Here is a 13,396-nt window from a genome sequence, read left to right as displayed (position 1 = left end):
GGTTCATCCAATCAAAATCGGAATATTCATGTAGATGGTGTTGGCGAACTCAACCACCTTATTTACAAGATAAGGGCCAGCAAAAATCATCATCAGCAAGGTCACCAACAAGCGCGGTAAAAAGCTTAGGGTCTGCTCGTTAATCTGGGTGGCCGCTTGAAACGTCGACACAATCAACCCCACAATCAGACTCGGCACAATGATGATGCTGACGATGATCACAACGATGTAAAGTGCCTCGGAAAACAGGTCCGCAATGTTCATCGCGTCCATTTTACGCTCCTTAGTTCAGTCATTTACCGCAGACTTGTCTGCAAGCTACATATTAAAACTGGCGGCCACCGACCCCATGACCATGGCCCATCCATCAACCAAAACAAACAGCATGATCTTGAATGGCAGTGAGATGATAATCGGCGACAACATCATCATGCCCATGGCCATCAGAATAGAGGCGATGACCAGATCGATGATGAGAAACGGAATAAACAGAAGAAAACCGATTTGAAACGCAGTTTTTAACTCACTGGTGACGAACGCCGGCATCAGAATGTTAAGCGGTACCTGTTGAGGGTCATCGAAGTTGCCCTCCTCGTCAGCCAACCGAATAAACAGCCCCAAATCCGACTCACGCGTTTGCGCCAACATAAAACGCTTCATTGGCTCAACCGCCCTATCAACAGCTTCCAACGGTAAGATATCTTCAGCTATGTAAGGTTGTATGGCGTTGGCATTCACTTCGTTAAATACGGGTGCCATGATAAAAAACGTCAGGAACAACGCTAAACCGATCAACATCTGATTCGACGGTGTCTGTTGCAGCCCGATGGCCTGACGCAAGATGGCAAACACCACAATGATTCGGGTAAAGCTGGTCATCATCATCAACGCCGCCGGAATAAACGTCAGCGCCGTCATGATGGCTAAAATTTGAATGGTCACGGAGTAACGGGTGCCACCGTCCTCGGTGGTTTCCAGCGTCAACGCGGGTATACCGGCGGCCTCAGCCGGATTCAGCGCAGCCAGAATCAGTAACAGCAGGAGCGCTTTCGTCAGGAATCTGACAGCGAGTTCAGGGTTTATCTTCCCCGTTAGATGTGTGTTTGTGCTTGGCCAATGGATCACTGTCTAAACCCTTCAACAACCCTTTCAGTCGATCAGCGAACGGACTGGATTGCGTCGGATTGGCCAGATCAACAGGGCCGTCATAACGATGCAGGGTCTGAATACCCTGTGCAGTGACACCAATGAGCAGATACTCATCAGCGGCACGAATGATCATCAATTTTTCTCGTGTGCCCAGAGGCATCACCGATAAAATCTGAATGTGTTTCTGGTTCAGCCCGACGCCGCCAGACATTCGTCGTATGATCCATGCACACGCAAAGATAAGGCCAACTATGAAACACAGGGCGACAAAAACCTTCAGGTAATCATTCGGGGTGGTTCCGTTAATGCCCGTGGATGCGGCGGCACCCGCGGTCATCAGGGTGGGGAGCATAAACATTAGTCCAGATTGCATTGAGATTCCTCAGGGTCAGCTCAGTCGCTGCACTCGCTCCTGTTGACTGACCACATCGGTCAAGCGTATGCCAAACTTCTCATTCACCATCACCACCTCACCGTGAGCAATCAGCCGCCCATTCACCAACACATCAAGAGGTTCACCGGCCAGTCGGTCCAACTCAATGACAGAGCCTTGGTTCAGTTGCAGCAGGTTGCGAATAGGAATCTGAGTAGCACCAACTTCCATCGAGATCGTAACTGGAATATCCAGAATCACATCAAGATTGGGGTTATCCTCGTTAAACTCTGAACCGGCTGTAGAATCAAACTGCTCAAGTGGCGCAACTTGCGGATCGTCACTGTCATCGCTGTCAGCATCGCCAGACTCTTCCATTGCCGCAGCCCATTCATCAGCCAGCGCCTGATCGTCTGCTCCGGCAGCCACTTCATCGGCGAGAGCATCGGCATCGATCTGCGGACCACCGTCTTGATTTTCTTCGCCTTCGTTCGGCAGATCTTCATCACTCATGTTTAGACTCCTGCGCTTCTTTCATCGCTTCATTCATAGCTTCCAGGGCTTTCTCTTCCCTGTTTTTGGTTCTCATCCCTAACAGACGGGTTTTCATGTCGCCAATATCGCGACTCATCTTGCGAACCGGTCGTTCAACTCGCAGCGCCAGATTGTCACCACACTGCCCCAGTTTGGTTTCAAACAGCGGAATACCGTTTGCTGTAAATTTAATCGTTTCCGGTAGGTCAATGGGAATCACATCACCGGCCTGCAGATCCACCAGTTCGCGCAATTTGATTTCACGTTCGGCGACTACCGCATTGGTTGGCACTTTGGCGCCCAGGATGTCATGCCGCAGGGATTCCACCCACCGCTCATCAATTTCGTCGACGTCCGACTGCACCCCGGCATCGAGCACATCCCGCACGGGTTCAATCATTGAGTACGGCAGTGTCATGTGCAAATCACCGCCACCGCCATCCAACTCAATGTGAAAGGTGCTGACCACGACCACTTCACTCGGTGAAACGATATTGGCCATGGCCGGGTTTACTTCGCTCGACATGTACTCAAAATCAACGTCAAGTACGGCTCCCCAGGCTTCCTTCATGTCCTGAAAAACCTGAGACAGAATCATCTGTACGACACGGATTTCCGTTGGCGTGAACTCCCGGCCCTCAATCTTGGCGTGACGACCATCACCGCCGAAAAAATTGTCGACCAGTTTAAACACCAGCTTGGCATCCAGAATAAACAACGCCGTTCCCCGCAACGGTCGAACCTTGACCAGATTCAAACTGGTTGGCACGTAGAGGGTATGCACGTATTCGCCGAACTTCAGAATCTGAATGCCTCCGGTTGCAACGTCGGCAGACCGTCGAAGAAAGTTAAACATGCTGATCCGGGTATAACGGGCAAATCGCTCATTGATCATTTCCAGGGTCGGCATTCGACCCCGAACAATGCGGTCCTGAGAGGTCAGGTCGTAGGATTTGACACCCTCAGCATCGGCACCGTCGTCTTCGTCGACAGCTCCGTCATCAATGCCGTGAAGTAGCGCATCAATTTCGTCTTGTGAAAGTAAATCCTGCACATCAACCTCTATTGCATCACAAAGCTTCGGAACAAAACCGATTCTATGCCGGGTCGCCCCATTTCAATAATCAGGACATCCTGGATAGCGGATGTCAGATCGTCCACCAACTTCTGCTTACCTTCAGCCGTTGCCAGTTGGTTAATATTCTGCGCTGCAAACACGTCCAGAAGATTGTTCCGGATCAGCGGGTTGTGCAGAATCAAAACCTCAATGGCCGCCGGGTCTCGCGTTAATACGGACAACTCAATCTGTAAAAAGCGCGATCTTCCGCCATTGGAGTAATTCACAATAAACGCCGGCTGCATAGCGTGGTAGATCGCTTCACCCTGCTCGACCGTCATCTGCGGTTCTTCTAATGGAATCTCGCTGATACCCGGTTGATCCGGCTCTACCATACGGTCTTTCATCAAAAACCAGGTTGCAAAAATAGACAACCCAGCCACCAGCAACACCCCCAGTACGATGAAGATGATCAACTTCAGTTTACCGGCGTTCTTTTTACCGCTTTCTTCACCTTCGATGGCGTCTTCTTCCGCCATAATGACTCCTCACAACTCTGTCATTCAAACAGCAATCAATGTGCCACTGTGACCAATGCCAAACAGTGTAGGTCCGCAGCAGGATATTTTCATCCGGGCAAACGTAAATAGCGCCCGGCTTTCCGGTAATTGCGTGTTGGTGACTTAAAGATGACCCAAACCACCTTCACTACCGGGCAAACACCAACCCATGTCAAATTACCGACACCTCAGCGTCAGATATAATGGTCCACCAAACCCTGACGAACACTCTGTACGGGTGCCTCGTCAATCAACTCATCCTCTGCGACCACGGAATCACCAGAGTCCGATTGATTTCGCCCCTCATTCGAGCTGTCCGAGCCTGTTTGACGATGCTGATCAGAGACGTCCACATGAGTCAGATCCAGCCCCTGCTGCGCCAATGCTTCACGCAAACGTACCGAGTTCTGTTCCAGCGCTTCCCGAACCTGAGGCGACGGAGAAATGATCTGAACCTGTGTCTGATCATTCTGTACATGTACCCGTAGTTCAAGAGCACCCAGTTCGGGTGGATCCAACCGGATGACCGCACGTTGCAAGCCACCGGCGACCATGGTTTGAATCCGATCCGTTAGGGCCTGTGCAGCCTCTTGCAGTTTCATCGGCCGAGCCATTTGCTCTGCCAAGTTTTGCATCAACTGTGGGGCATCAGCCGTTTTACTCAAAGCAACCCGGGAAGCGCCTGGGCCAAGTTCGAGCGCATTGCGCTCATCAGCCGTCAAGTCTCCCATCATGGCATCCAAGCGCATTGACCGCTCCTGTTCGGGCACTGGCGCCGATCGCTCATTCCGTAACTCGCCAATGACAGTGGGTTTATCCGCTTCAACAGAGTTCGTTTTTAAGGTGGCATCCATCACGATGGGTTTTGAGTCCGGCTCCGTTGTCGAACCCAATACTTTGTTGACACCCTCTAAAGAGGACTCGATACGAACGTCGGCGGGCTTAGTCAATGGAACACCATCGGCGCGAAATCGAAGTCCTATTGCCGATTCGGGTCGTTGCTCACCTGAACCGGGTTTAAGTGGATCGATCGTTTTTACGTCGGGTGAACTGTCTTTGTCTTCAGTTGATAAGGGTTGCCCACCTTGAATGACGGTCTGGTTAATGGTTGCGATTGACGATGCTAACGGCGAGTCAGAAAGCACCAAAGTGTCAGCATCGTCACCCGCCAAGTCGACGCCCTCTGACTCTTTCGTTGAATCGGCGTCAGAAACGAATAGGTCAGACAACCATTCTTGTACCTCTTTCAACAAAGGTAAGACGGTATTAAACGGCGAAGCTTCAGACCCTTCCTCCTCGGATGCCGAAATTGGAGTAACACCATCGGCAGTCTCTAAAGCCTGGATAATACGTTTCAGCTGAGATTGTAAGGTCGTCAGTTCGTTTTCCGATAGAGACTCTTTGGGGTTCGCCATCAAATAACTGAGTAACTCATCACCGGTCAGCTGTTCCGGTGATGCCGGTTGACTATGAAAAGGAAGATCCAATCCAGGGGAATCGTCAACGGGCAGTAATCCAGACTCAAACAGGTTATAGCCTTCCTGCTTCAACAAGGCATTTAGCGTATCCAGCGGAAACTTTTCACCGCTTTCTTGTTCTATTCGACGTATCAGCGCGGCAAAATCCTGCTCGTCCGTCGTCAAAGCATCGCCTGATCCGAATTGTTGAAACAGAGCCATAAACCCGGACTGTTCAGTACTGTCAGACTCTCCAGACGGCACGGAAGCGCCTAGCGGCAGGGCCGCAGGCGTATCAGCGGAGGTTAGCAATGATAGTGGGCTACTGGTGTTAGACAGCATGAACCGACGACCTTTAAAGTAAGTAGACGGTTTCTGTTTTGCAATTGCGGGGCCAGCTTTTTTTAAAGTCTTTGCAGTTCGCCGAAAACAAAGTCAACTTCAGCCTGAATCTCCTCCAGGTGCTGCTCGTAATCTCGAATGATGTTGTCCTTAGCCTGAGCTTCCAAGGCAAGGCAGATTTCTCCTAACCTCAGCAGGCCGAGGTTTATACTGGCACCCTTTAGGCTGTGAGCGACTTTCCGAACTTCGTCAGCATCTTGAGGTGGGCTCAACTCTGTCAGTGTCGTCAGCTTTTGGTGGGTATCCCGAACGTAGGTTTCCACCAGTTCGACAAACTCATCTTCCAGCATCTCTTTGAGTTCAGCCAGAGCTTGATAGTCTATGCGACCGTAATTCATACTAATCCTTTTCTGTTCGCCGCCAGCGAACGGTCGCTCTGACGGCATTACCGGTTTCGTTATACTCAAAATCTTCACATATGCCACGAATCAATGGCAATCCCCGTCCGGAATACCCCTTATTCGGAGTCTCTTTACCCAGCACAGTTCGATGATCAAACCCCTGACCGCTGTCTTCAACGTACAGTTCCAACAATCCACCATCCGTGGTTGGAATGTGGCGTGCTTTTAAAACAATGTAACCACTGTCTACATTATTGATGCGTTGCTCGCGTTGCAAGTAATAGGTGGCAAACCCATCACGAGACGCCTTCAGGGAGGATGGCAACTGCAACACACCATGCTCCAACGCATTTGAATACAACTCAGCCAACAAAGTGTATAACTGACCGCTCATTGAGCGCAAACCCTCGACTTCGGTCAGTATATTCAGCATCAACGGCAAAGGGCTGAATTCCTTGAGCGATTCACCATACAGCTTATAGGAAAAGTCCCAGTGCAGCGGGCCACCGAGCGACCCTCGTTGCGAGTTAAAGTCTGGCAAACCGATCTCATCGATATCGACCATTCGCACCGACAGTAAAGTCAAATCATCGTCTGCACCAGACTCGCCCATGAAATGATCCACCTCATTGAGAATCCGATCAAACATGGCTCCGGTGTCCGGCTGTTGGAAAAGCGCTAACAAACGCTCTTCGCCAAACATCTCTTCCTCACTGTTGCGTGCCTCAATGATACCATCTGACCAAATAAACAACTCATCGCCGTCGGAAAGTAACAGTTCATGAAATACAGGTTCGAACTGATGCGGATCCCGAACCCCCAGCGGTAGATTTTGTGAGGCAACAGTTTCAATGGTTCCACTGTCGCGCCTCAGACACACCATATCCGGCAAACCGCCCAACCAGATCTGACTGGATTTTTCATAAAAATCCAGTTCAATAAAACAACCGCAGCAAAAGACACCGACAGGCAAAATGGTGCGCAGCTTACTGTTGACTTCGCGCAGCACCTCTTCCATTGAGAATCCTTTTGCCGTCATTCCATAAAAGATTTCGGCTAACGGCATAGCGCCGATCGCAGCCGGTAACCCGTGCCCGGTAAAGTCCCCCAGAAACAGATGCATCCCGCCATCGGGTTTACGTTCGGCTAACACGGTATCGCCATTAAACACCGACAAAGGTGACAGACTGTAAGAAATATTCGAATGATTAAGGCAACCAGAGTGAGCCACATTGTCGAAGATGGTTTTGGCGACTTGCTGCTCGATAACCATCTGCCGGTTGTGCTCCTGAAGTTTTTCATGCATATGCCGCATGCGCCCGAACGCTTTAATTTTGGCCTTAAGAATGACTCGGTTATAGGGTTTGGATAAAAAATCGTCTCCGCCGGAATCGAGACATTGCGCGAGCGATTCGGCATCCTGTAGCGACGTCAGGAAAATGATAGGAACGTAAGCACGACGGGTATCTTTACGGATTTCTTCTGCGGCACGAACGCCATCCATCACAGGCATCAATACATCGAGAAGGATCAGGTCTGGCCGACCGGTTTCGAACAGATGGACGGCCTCCTCACCATTCGCGGCCAGGAGGACTTCGTGCCCTTCTTTCCGGACAATGGTCCGGAGAATCATCCGATCCGTTTCGTTATCATCTGCAATCAGAATACGGAGCGGTTTGGACATAACTCAGTCAGCTCAGCTGATTTTGAACAGCTGGCCGAAGTTGGAAATAGTCAATATTTTCTTAACATCATCATTGCAGTTGACGATTTCAATACTCGCGTTATCGCCACCGGCATGATCACGCATTAATAACAACATTCCCAGTGCCGAGCTGTCCAGATAGGTCGCATCAGACATATCGACCGTGTAGCGCGTCACATCCGCAGGAACACTTTCATAAATCTGCCGGAACTCCTGATGAGAGCTGAAATCAAATCGACCCGACACCTTGATAGTGATCGAATTTCCATTTGTCGTCGCGTTGACAGCCATAAATATTCCTCGTCTATGGATCGCTGTGCATTAAAGCTTATCAGTGGTCGTTCTGCCGATTCTGCAGTTGGACCGGTTCGGAGTCTCATACACCTGCGCTAAGACGCCGGGTGCTGATTTCACATATTAGCGGGAAAAGCAGCACTTTCAAACAGCAGTTTAGACTGACACAGTTCAGTCTGCCGGGTTCATCGCAATATTTAGCATAAAACACGGCCAAATTTGCAGTCCATTCGCCCTGCCAGCCAGGAACACGATCCAGCTCCGGGCCGCATAGCGGGTCAATAACAACGTTAGAACACCAACGCACCGCAGGATTAACCGCTGTAACGTTGATTCACCAGCTCATCGATCAATTTTTGCTCTTGTTTATCGGCTGCAATGGCCTCTTCGGTCGAGATTTTGTCGATGAACCGACCAATATTTTTTCGGCGTTGATAAAGTTCACGCCACTTTTCTAAAATCTGCTGCTCACGAGAACGCCAGCCTTCGATGGTTTGTTGCTGACGCCCGGATAGAGTCGCCAGCTGATCAATAAAGCTTTGTGTCCGATGCCATTGCTGCATCGAAATGCCTTTTGTCCCTTGTTCATCAAGATATGACAGGTACTCCTGACGATAAGAGACCAACTCTTCGAGCCGTTTTTCTTCCGTTTCGATCTGCGCTCGAACCTGTGCCAAAGCCTGTGCCGCCTGCTCTTCACGCTGGACAGCCAAACGCTCAACAATCTTTAATCGGCTCGAGCGACTCATGCATTACCCTGTGACGGTTGAGCACCTCGAACCGGTTTGCCACGCGCCATCCCACCGGTGTTACGCCCCTTAATCGGCCGTCCGCCCGCCACAGCCCCGCCTGACGCCGACGTATTGGCAGGTGCCTGCCCTGAGCCGAGCACCGCTTTCAGCAGATCGACCGATTGCTGATAAGGTACCTGCTCTTTTAAACCCTGACGCAAAAAGTCCCGGATGATCGGTTGCAAGGCAATGGCCTGATCAATTTCCTGATTACTGCCTTTGGTGTACGCGCCGATCGATATCAGGTCCCGGTTTTGTGAGTAGGTCGACCACAGCTGCTTGGTTGCCTGGGCGGCTTTCAGGTGATCCTCTGACACGACCTGAGGCATTACCCGGGAAATACTCTGTTCAATATCAATGGCCGGGTAATGTCCTTCTTCAGCCAGTTTCCGATTCAGAACAAAGTGACCATCCAGAATCGCTCGCGAAGAATCCGCGATTGGGTCCTGCTGGTCATCACCTTCGGTCAATACCGTATAAAAGGCTGTAATGGAGCCACCGCCTTTTTCGGCATTGCCGGCCCGCTCGACTAACTGAGGCAACCGCGCAAATACGGAAGGTGGATACCCTTTGGTTGCCGGCGGCTCACCAATGGCGAGAGCAATTTCACGCTGAGCCTGGGCATATCGGGTTAGCGAATCCATCAACAGCAAGACAGTTTTTCCCTGAGAACGGAAGTACTCGGCAATGGCCGTTGTGTACTGCGCCGCGCGTAAGCGAAGTAAGGGTGCATCATCCGCCGGTGATGCGACTACAACGCTGCGGGCTAACCCCTCATCACCCAAAATTTCCTCGATAAACTCTTTTACCTCACGACCCCGCTCACCAATCAATCCTACGATGGTGATGTCCGCATCGGTAAAGCGCGTCATCATACCGAGTAAGACAGATTTACCGACTCCCGAGCCGGCAAACAGTCCCAAACGCTGTCCGCGCCCTACCGTCAGTAAAGAGTTAATGGCCCGAATACCGACATCTAAAGGCTGACGAATGGGTTCGCGATGCAAGGGATTAATGTACTCACCATTTAGACTTTGCTGTGCCCGGCAAAGTAAGGCGCCTTTGCCGTCAATCGGCTCACCAAAACCGTTGACCACACGTCCAAGCAGCTCATCTCCTATGACCAGCTCGTTAGCCACTTCCAGGGGCACAACCCGTGCACCGGCCCGCAAGTTATGAATAGCCTGCACCGGCATCAGGAAGGTTTTATCGTCATGGAAACCCACCACCTCCGCTTCGACGCGCTGATGATGGTCCACAACCTGACACCGTTGCCCGATACTGGCATTGAGCCCGACCGCTTCCAGAGTGAGCCCAACCATTCGGGTTAAACGACCCTGGCACACCGGGTCGGACTGACGAGGCACCCATTTTTCACTGTGCTTCAGAAAATCACTCAGAGGTGTCTGACTCATCGCGAGGTTCCTCCGCTTGGTTCCGTGTGGCTTCTACTTTGTCAGGGTCGCCTTCGGTCATAGAACCTGAATCATCGTGGTCTGGCTGGTAAGACTCGGCTTCCTGAGAGTCCGGCTCGATATCTTCCTCCGTCATCGAACCGGCCGATGGTTCCGCAGCTGGTTCGTTGAGCGAACCCGATTGCACTGAACCCGCTACAAACGCCTCCGATTGATCGCGGTTATCTGTTGAACTGGCGGATTGTTCGGCGTTTTCAGACACGTCATCCCCATCTTCAAGGGACGTCGTTTCGTCGGTAATGCCGTCATTCGGCATCAGCGCCTGCTCAGACAACGGTGTCTGAATCTTTTCAGGATCGGCTGGCGCCAGTTCGCTCAGAAAGTGCGCTACAGCGTTACTGAAGCGATGTTCGAGAGTGTAATCGACCAGGCTGTACCCGCTTTTTACTATGCACCCGCCTACAGCGACTTCTTCTGTTGTTTCCAGAGTCCAGTGCGATTCAGCCATGTCACGGACCACGGGTAAATCATCGGGGTGAACCTGTACCGTTAAGCGGTCATCAGGGTTTGGTAAACTTTGTACGGCCGCATGCACAACCTGAGCAATATGGTTTGGTTCAAGACGGAGTTCATCCTGAACAACCTGTCGGGCAATTCGAACGGACAGCGCCAGCAACGCTTCTTTCAATGCCTCCTGTTCTTGTTGCACCTGCCCTTTCAAGGTTTCGCTGACCGCATCCAGTACGGCAAGCTTCTGATCGGTTTTCTCGCGCTCTTCGGTTAAGGCTTGGTTCAAGCCTTCTTCGCGACCTTGAGCCAAACCATCCTGATAGCCTTGCTCATGCCCCTGCTGCAAACCGCTTTGCTCACCGGTACGGTGGCCTTCTTTCATGCCTCCTTCGTAACCCTGTTCAAACCCTTCGTTGTAAGCGGCCTCCCGGATGGCTTCAATTTCGGCCAGAGTCGGCATCTTGATGTCCTGTTCCGCGACATCCTCAACTTCCGTGGCCTTTTCCGGCGCTCTGGCCGGCTTCACCAGGTTCCCGTCTTTGTCCCAACGCGGCAGGTTGTAATCTTCAATGTCGGCGTCATTGCGCCGGACGACGCCTTTATGAGTAACGGACATAAGGGTTACAGCATGTCTTCACCACCAGCACCTCCGAGCACGATTTCACCGGCATCGGACATACGTCGGGCAATACCAAGAATTTCTTTTTGCGCGAGTTCGACTTCGGACACCTTGACCGGACCCATCGCTTCCATATCGTCTTTGAGAATTTCAGCCGCTCGTTTGGACATGTTGCCAAGGATTTTGTCAGACAAGCTGCTGTCCGTACCGCGCAGTGCAATCTTCAGAGAATCGGTCGACACTTCACGCAACAAGGCCTGAATGCCTCGATCATCAACGTCAATCAGGTTATCGAAGACAAACATCAGATCAGAGATTTCATTGGCAAGATCTTCGTCCACTTCTTTAATGCCGTCCATGATTTCCGCTTCGATACTCGATTCAAGGAAGTTCATAATTTCGGCCGCAGTTTTCACACCACCCAACATTTGCGATTGAGTACCGGCACTGGCGGAGAACTGTTTCTCGAGAATGGCATTCAGTTCCTGCAAGGCAGCAGGCTGGACGCTTTCCAGAGCAGCAACGCGCATGACGATATCCAGGCGCACTTTTTCAGGAAACTGAGCCAGTACCTCGCTGGCCTGATCGGGCTCCAGGTAAGCTAAAACAATGGTTTGAATCTGAGGGTGTTCGTTGCGAATGATATCCGCTACGGCTCGTGGCTCCATCCACTTCAAGGTATCAAGGCCCGTGGTATTACCACCGAGCAAAATTCGATCAATCAGGCCAGCGGCTTTATCTTCACCCAAGGCCTGCGTGAGCATTTTACGAATGTAGTCATCTGCACCCACACCCAAACCGGTTTGACCACCAACTTCTTCCAAAAACAGCCGGACGACCCCTTCGATCTGTTCCTGTTTTACTTCCGGGATTGATGACATGGCGGTCCCGACTCGTTGCACTTCCTTCGGTCCCAGGTGCTTTAATACTTCGGCAGCGTCGGCTTCTCCAACGCTCATGAGCAGCATCGCCGCTCGCATCTGCATGGGTACACCGTCGAGAACTTTTTCAAACGTCTCAACGTCCTGTGTCACTGGCAGATTCCGGTTATTTTCAGTCATTGCTCATAATCCAACGTTTCAACACCAGGGCAACGCGGCCCGGGTCTTCGGCAATCAGACCGCGCAACGCGTCTAACTGTCGTTCAAAGCTTTCAGACGGTCCGGGCAGGTTATACTCGTCCACTGCGCTCAAACTGACTTTATCGTCCGCAATCAGATCTTCATCGACATCCAGTTGAGCCAACGCGGCATCTTCATCACTTTCAGCCTGCTCATCTTCGCCTTTTGCGAGCAGGTTACGAACCGCGGGTCGCAGAATACCGAATATCAATATTAGTACAAATAACCCGGCCAGGATTTGTTTCGCGATTTCCCAGAACCAGGGTTCTGCGTAAAACGGAACCTGCTCAACCGCGTCCTGTTCGGCCAGAAACTCCGAATTAATGACGTTAATGCTGTCTCCCCGGGAGGCATCATATCCTACGGCGTCCTGAACCAGTGTTCTAAGGCGCTGTAACGATGCTTCATCCCAGGCCTGCGTGACAGTTTCACCGGTTTCGGGATCGGTGACCTCCAGATCATCGACGACAACCGCAACCGTCAGCCGGCGTACCCGTCCCTGTTGGAACTGGGTATAACTCAGCGTTCGATCCACCTCGTAGTTAATAGTGGCCTCGTCACGTGAGGATCGCGGTGGCCCATTTGCCTGACCCTGACCATCGACTTCTTCAGGCGCTTCCGCATCGGTCGGTGGCTGATTGGTCAATGCCCCGGGGATGCCGCCCTGTTCTTCGCCAACCCGTTCTTCAGAAATGGTCTGTTCGCTGCGCTTGGCGATGAGATCGGGGTTGAACAGCTCTTCGGCCTGCTCAACTTTGGTAAAGTCGATGTCCGCTGAGACTTCGGCCTGAAATTTATCGCCACCAATGATCGGTGACAAAATGGAGTTCACCCGCGCCAGCATGGATTCTTCAACTTTACGTTGGTATTCAAACTGACGATTGGTCATTTCTTCTTCAAGATTTCTTCATCATCGCTGAGCAATCGACCACGCTGATCCACGATAGAAACATTTTCAGCGCGCAGTTCAGGAATGGAAGTCGCGACCAGATTACGAATTGCCTTGACGGAGTCATCGGCAAGTTCAGCACTGCGTAGAGTTCAGCAAAAACCGACGCCGTGGTTTCA

At 51.4% G+C, this 13,396-nt stretch carries 16 protein-coding genes; all 16 read right to left on the bottom strand.

The window, feature by feature from the left end:
* Positions 1-3: 3 nt before the first annotated feature.
* Entirely contained in the window at positions 4-273 is a 270-nt protein-coding gene (locus MED297_RS06135; RefSeq protein ID WP_008043268.1) for a flagellar biosynthetic protein FliQ, read from the bottom strand.
* A gap of 45 nt (positions 274-318) precedes the next feature.
* On the bottom strand, positions 319-1,041 hold the full coding sequence (gene fliP, locus MED297_RS06130; RefSeq protein WP_050762892.1) for a flagellar type III secretion system pore protein FliP: 723 nt from the start codon (positions 1,039-1,041) through the stop codon (positions 319-321).
* A gap of 31 nt (positions 1,042-1,072) precedes the next feature.
* Complete coding sequence (gene fliO / locus MED297_RS06125; RefSeq protein ID WP_083779364.1) at positions 1,073-1,522, bottom strand: flagellar biosynthetic protein FliO; 450 nt, start codon at positions 1,520-1,522, stop codon at positions 1,073-1,075.
* Positions 1,523-1,537: 15 nt separating this feature from the next.
* Positions 1,538-2,035, bottom strand: coding sequence for a flagellar motor switch protein FliN (gene fliN / locus MED297_RS06120; RefSeq protein WP_008043262.1), 498 nt, complete (start codon positions 2,033-2,035; stop codon positions 1,538-1,540).
* The gene (gene fliM, locus MED297_RS06115; RefSeq protein ID WP_008043261.1) at positions 2,028-3,110 is read right to left on the bottom strand and encodes a flagellar motor switch protein FliM; all 1,083 of its coding nucleotides are present in this window, start codon (positions 3,108-3,110) and stop codon (positions 2,028-2,030) included. Before fliM ends, fliN begins: the two co-directional genes overlap by 8 nt.
* Positions 3,111-3,118: 8 nt before the next feature.
* Positions 3,119-3,652 carry a flagellar basal body-associated FliL family protein gene (locus tag MED297_RS06110; RefSeq protein WP_008043259.1) on the bottom strand — a complete coding sequence of 178 codons (534 nt, stop codon included), beginning with the start codon at positions 3,650-3,652 and terminating at the stop codon, positions 3,119-3,121.
* A gap of 215 nt (positions 3,653-3,867) precedes the next feature.
* Positions 3,868-5,472: a flagellar hook-length control protein FliK gene (locus MED297_RS21110; RefSeq protein ID WP_083779363.1), complete on the bottom strand. Its 1,605-nt coding sequence runs from the start codon at positions 5,470-5,472 to the stop codon at positions 3,868-3,870.
* A gap of 62 nt (positions 5,473-5,534) precedes the next feature.
* Positions 5,535-5,870, bottom strand: a complete 336-nt coding sequence (locus MED297_RS06100; RefSeq protein ID WP_008043257.1) for an Hpt domain-containing protein — start codon at positions 5,868-5,870, stop codon at positions 5,535-5,537.
* A 1-nt stretch (position 5,871) separates the two neighbouring features.
* Positions 5,872-7,557 carry an ATP-binding SpoIIE family protein phosphatase gene (locus tag MED297_RS06095; RefSeq protein WP_008043256.1) on the bottom strand — a complete coding sequence of 562 codons (1,686 nt, stop codon included), beginning with the start codon at positions 7,555-7,557 and terminating at the stop codon, positions 5,872-5,874.
* 12 nt (positions 7,558-7,569) lie between these two features.
* Positions 7,570-7,869, bottom strand: a complete 300-nt coding sequence (locus MED297_RS06090; RefSeq protein ID WP_008043254.1) for an STAS domain-containing protein — start codon at positions 7,867-7,869, stop codon at positions 7,570-7,572.
* A 317-nt stretch (positions 7,870-8,186) separates the two neighbouring features.
* The gene (gene fliJ, locus MED297_RS06085) at positions 8,187-8,621 is read right to left on the bottom strand and encodes a flagellar export protein FliJ (protein ID WP_008043252.1); all 435 of its coding nucleotides are present in this window, start codon (positions 8,619-8,621) and stop codon (positions 8,187-8,189) included.
* Positions 8,618-10,078, bottom strand: coding sequence for a flagellar protein export ATPase FliI (gene fliI, locus MED297_RS06080; protein ID WP_008043251.1), 1,461 nt, complete (start codon positions 10,076-10,078; stop codon positions 8,618-8,620). The genes fliJ and fliI overlap by 4 nt, the downstream gene beginning before the upstream one ends.
* Complete coding sequence (locus tag MED297_RS06075) at positions 10,056-11,204, bottom strand: flagellar assembly protein FliH (protein WP_008043250.1); 1,149 nt, start codon at positions 11,202-11,204, stop codon at positions 10,056-10,058. Before MED297_RS06075 ends, fliI begins: the two co-directional genes overlap by 23 nt.
* 5 nt (positions 11,205-11,209) lie before the next feature.
* Positions 11,210-12,268: a flagellar motor switch protein FliG gene (gene fliG, locus MED297_RS06070; protein WP_008043249.1), complete on the bottom strand. Its 1,059-nt coding sequence runs from the start codon at positions 12,266-12,268 to the stop codon at positions 11,210-11,212.
* A complete protein-coding gene (gene fliF / locus MED297_RS22505) occupies positions 12,261-13,217 on the bottom strand; it encodes a flagellar basal-body MS-ring/collar protein FliF (protein WP_008043248.1) in 957 nt (318 codons plus the stop codon). The genes fliG and fliF overlap by 8 nt, the downstream gene beginning before the upstream one ends.
* A complete protein-coding gene (locus tag MED297_RS22600) occupies positions 13,214-13,318 on the bottom strand; it encodes a hypothetical protein (protein WP_336884821.1) in 105 nt (34 codons plus the stop codon). The genes fliF and MED297_RS22600 overlap by 4 nt, the downstream gene beginning before the upstream one ends.
* Positions 13,319-13,396: the final 78 nt, after the last annotated feature.

The sequence above is a fragment of the Reinekea blandensis MED297 genome, from assembly GCF_000153185.1.
Taxonomy (GTDB): Bacteria; Pseudomonadota; Gammaproteobacteria; order Pseudomonadales; family Natronospirillaceae; genus Reinekea; species Reinekea blandensis.
The sequence above is the reverse complement of the archived record's forward strand: the minus strand, read 5'-3'. Positions and strand labels throughout refer to the sequence as shown.

Excerpts from the sequence above, each read along its gene's own strand:
- MED297_RS06135 (WP_008043268.1), bottom strand. The coding sequence starts at position 273 with ATGGACGCGATGAACATTGCGGACCTGTTTTCCGAGGCACTTTACATC.
- MED297_RS06075 (WP_008043250.1), bottom strand. The coding sequence starts at position 11,204 with ATGTCCGTTACTCATAAAGGCGTCGTCCGGCGCAATGACGCCGACATT.
- fliJ (WP_008043252.1), bottom strand. The coding sequence starts at position 8,621 with ATGAGTCGCTCGAGCCGATTAAAGATTGTTGAGCGTTTGGCTGTCCAG.
- MED297_RS06090 (WP_008043254.1), bottom strand. The coding sequence starts at position 7,869 with ATGGCTGTCAACGCGACGACAAATGGAAATTCGATCACTATCAAGGTG.
- fliI (WP_008043251.1), bottom strand. The coding sequence starts at position 10,078 with ATGAGTCAGACACCTCTGAGTGATTTTCTGAAGCACAGTGAAAAATGG.
- fliG (WP_008043249.1), bottom strand. The coding sequence starts at position 12,268 with ATGACTGAAAATAACCGGAATCTGCCAGTGACACAGGACGTTGAGACG.
- fliF (WP_008043248.1), bottom strand. The coding sequence starts at position 13,217 with ATGACCAATCGTCAGTTTGAATACCAACGTAAAGTTGAAGAATCCATG.
- MED297_RS06095 (WP_008043256.1), bottom strand. The coding sequence starts at position 7,557 with ATGTCCAAACCGCTCCGTATTCTGATTGCAGATGATAACGAAACGGAT.
- fliN (WP_008043262.1), bottom strand. The coding sequence starts at position 2,035 with ATGAGTGATGAAGATCTGCCGAACGAAGGCGAAGAAAATCAAGACGGT.
- MED297_RS06100 (WP_008043257.1), bottom strand. The coding sequence starts at position 5,870 with ATGAATTACGGTCGCATAGACTATCAAGCTCTGGCTGAACTCAAAGAG.
- MED297_RS06110 (WP_008043259.1), bottom strand. The coding sequence starts at position 3,652 with ATGGCGGAAGAAGACGCCATCGAAGGTGAAGAAAGCGGTAAAAAGAAC.
- MED297_RS21110 (WP_083779363.1), bottom strand. The coding sequence starts at position 5,472 with ATGCTGTCTAACACCAGTAGCCCACTATCATTGCTAACCTCCGCTGAT.
- fliO (WP_083779364.1), bottom strand. The coding sequence starts at position 1,522 with ATGCAATCTGGACTAATGTTTATGCTCCCCACCCTGATGACCGCGGGT.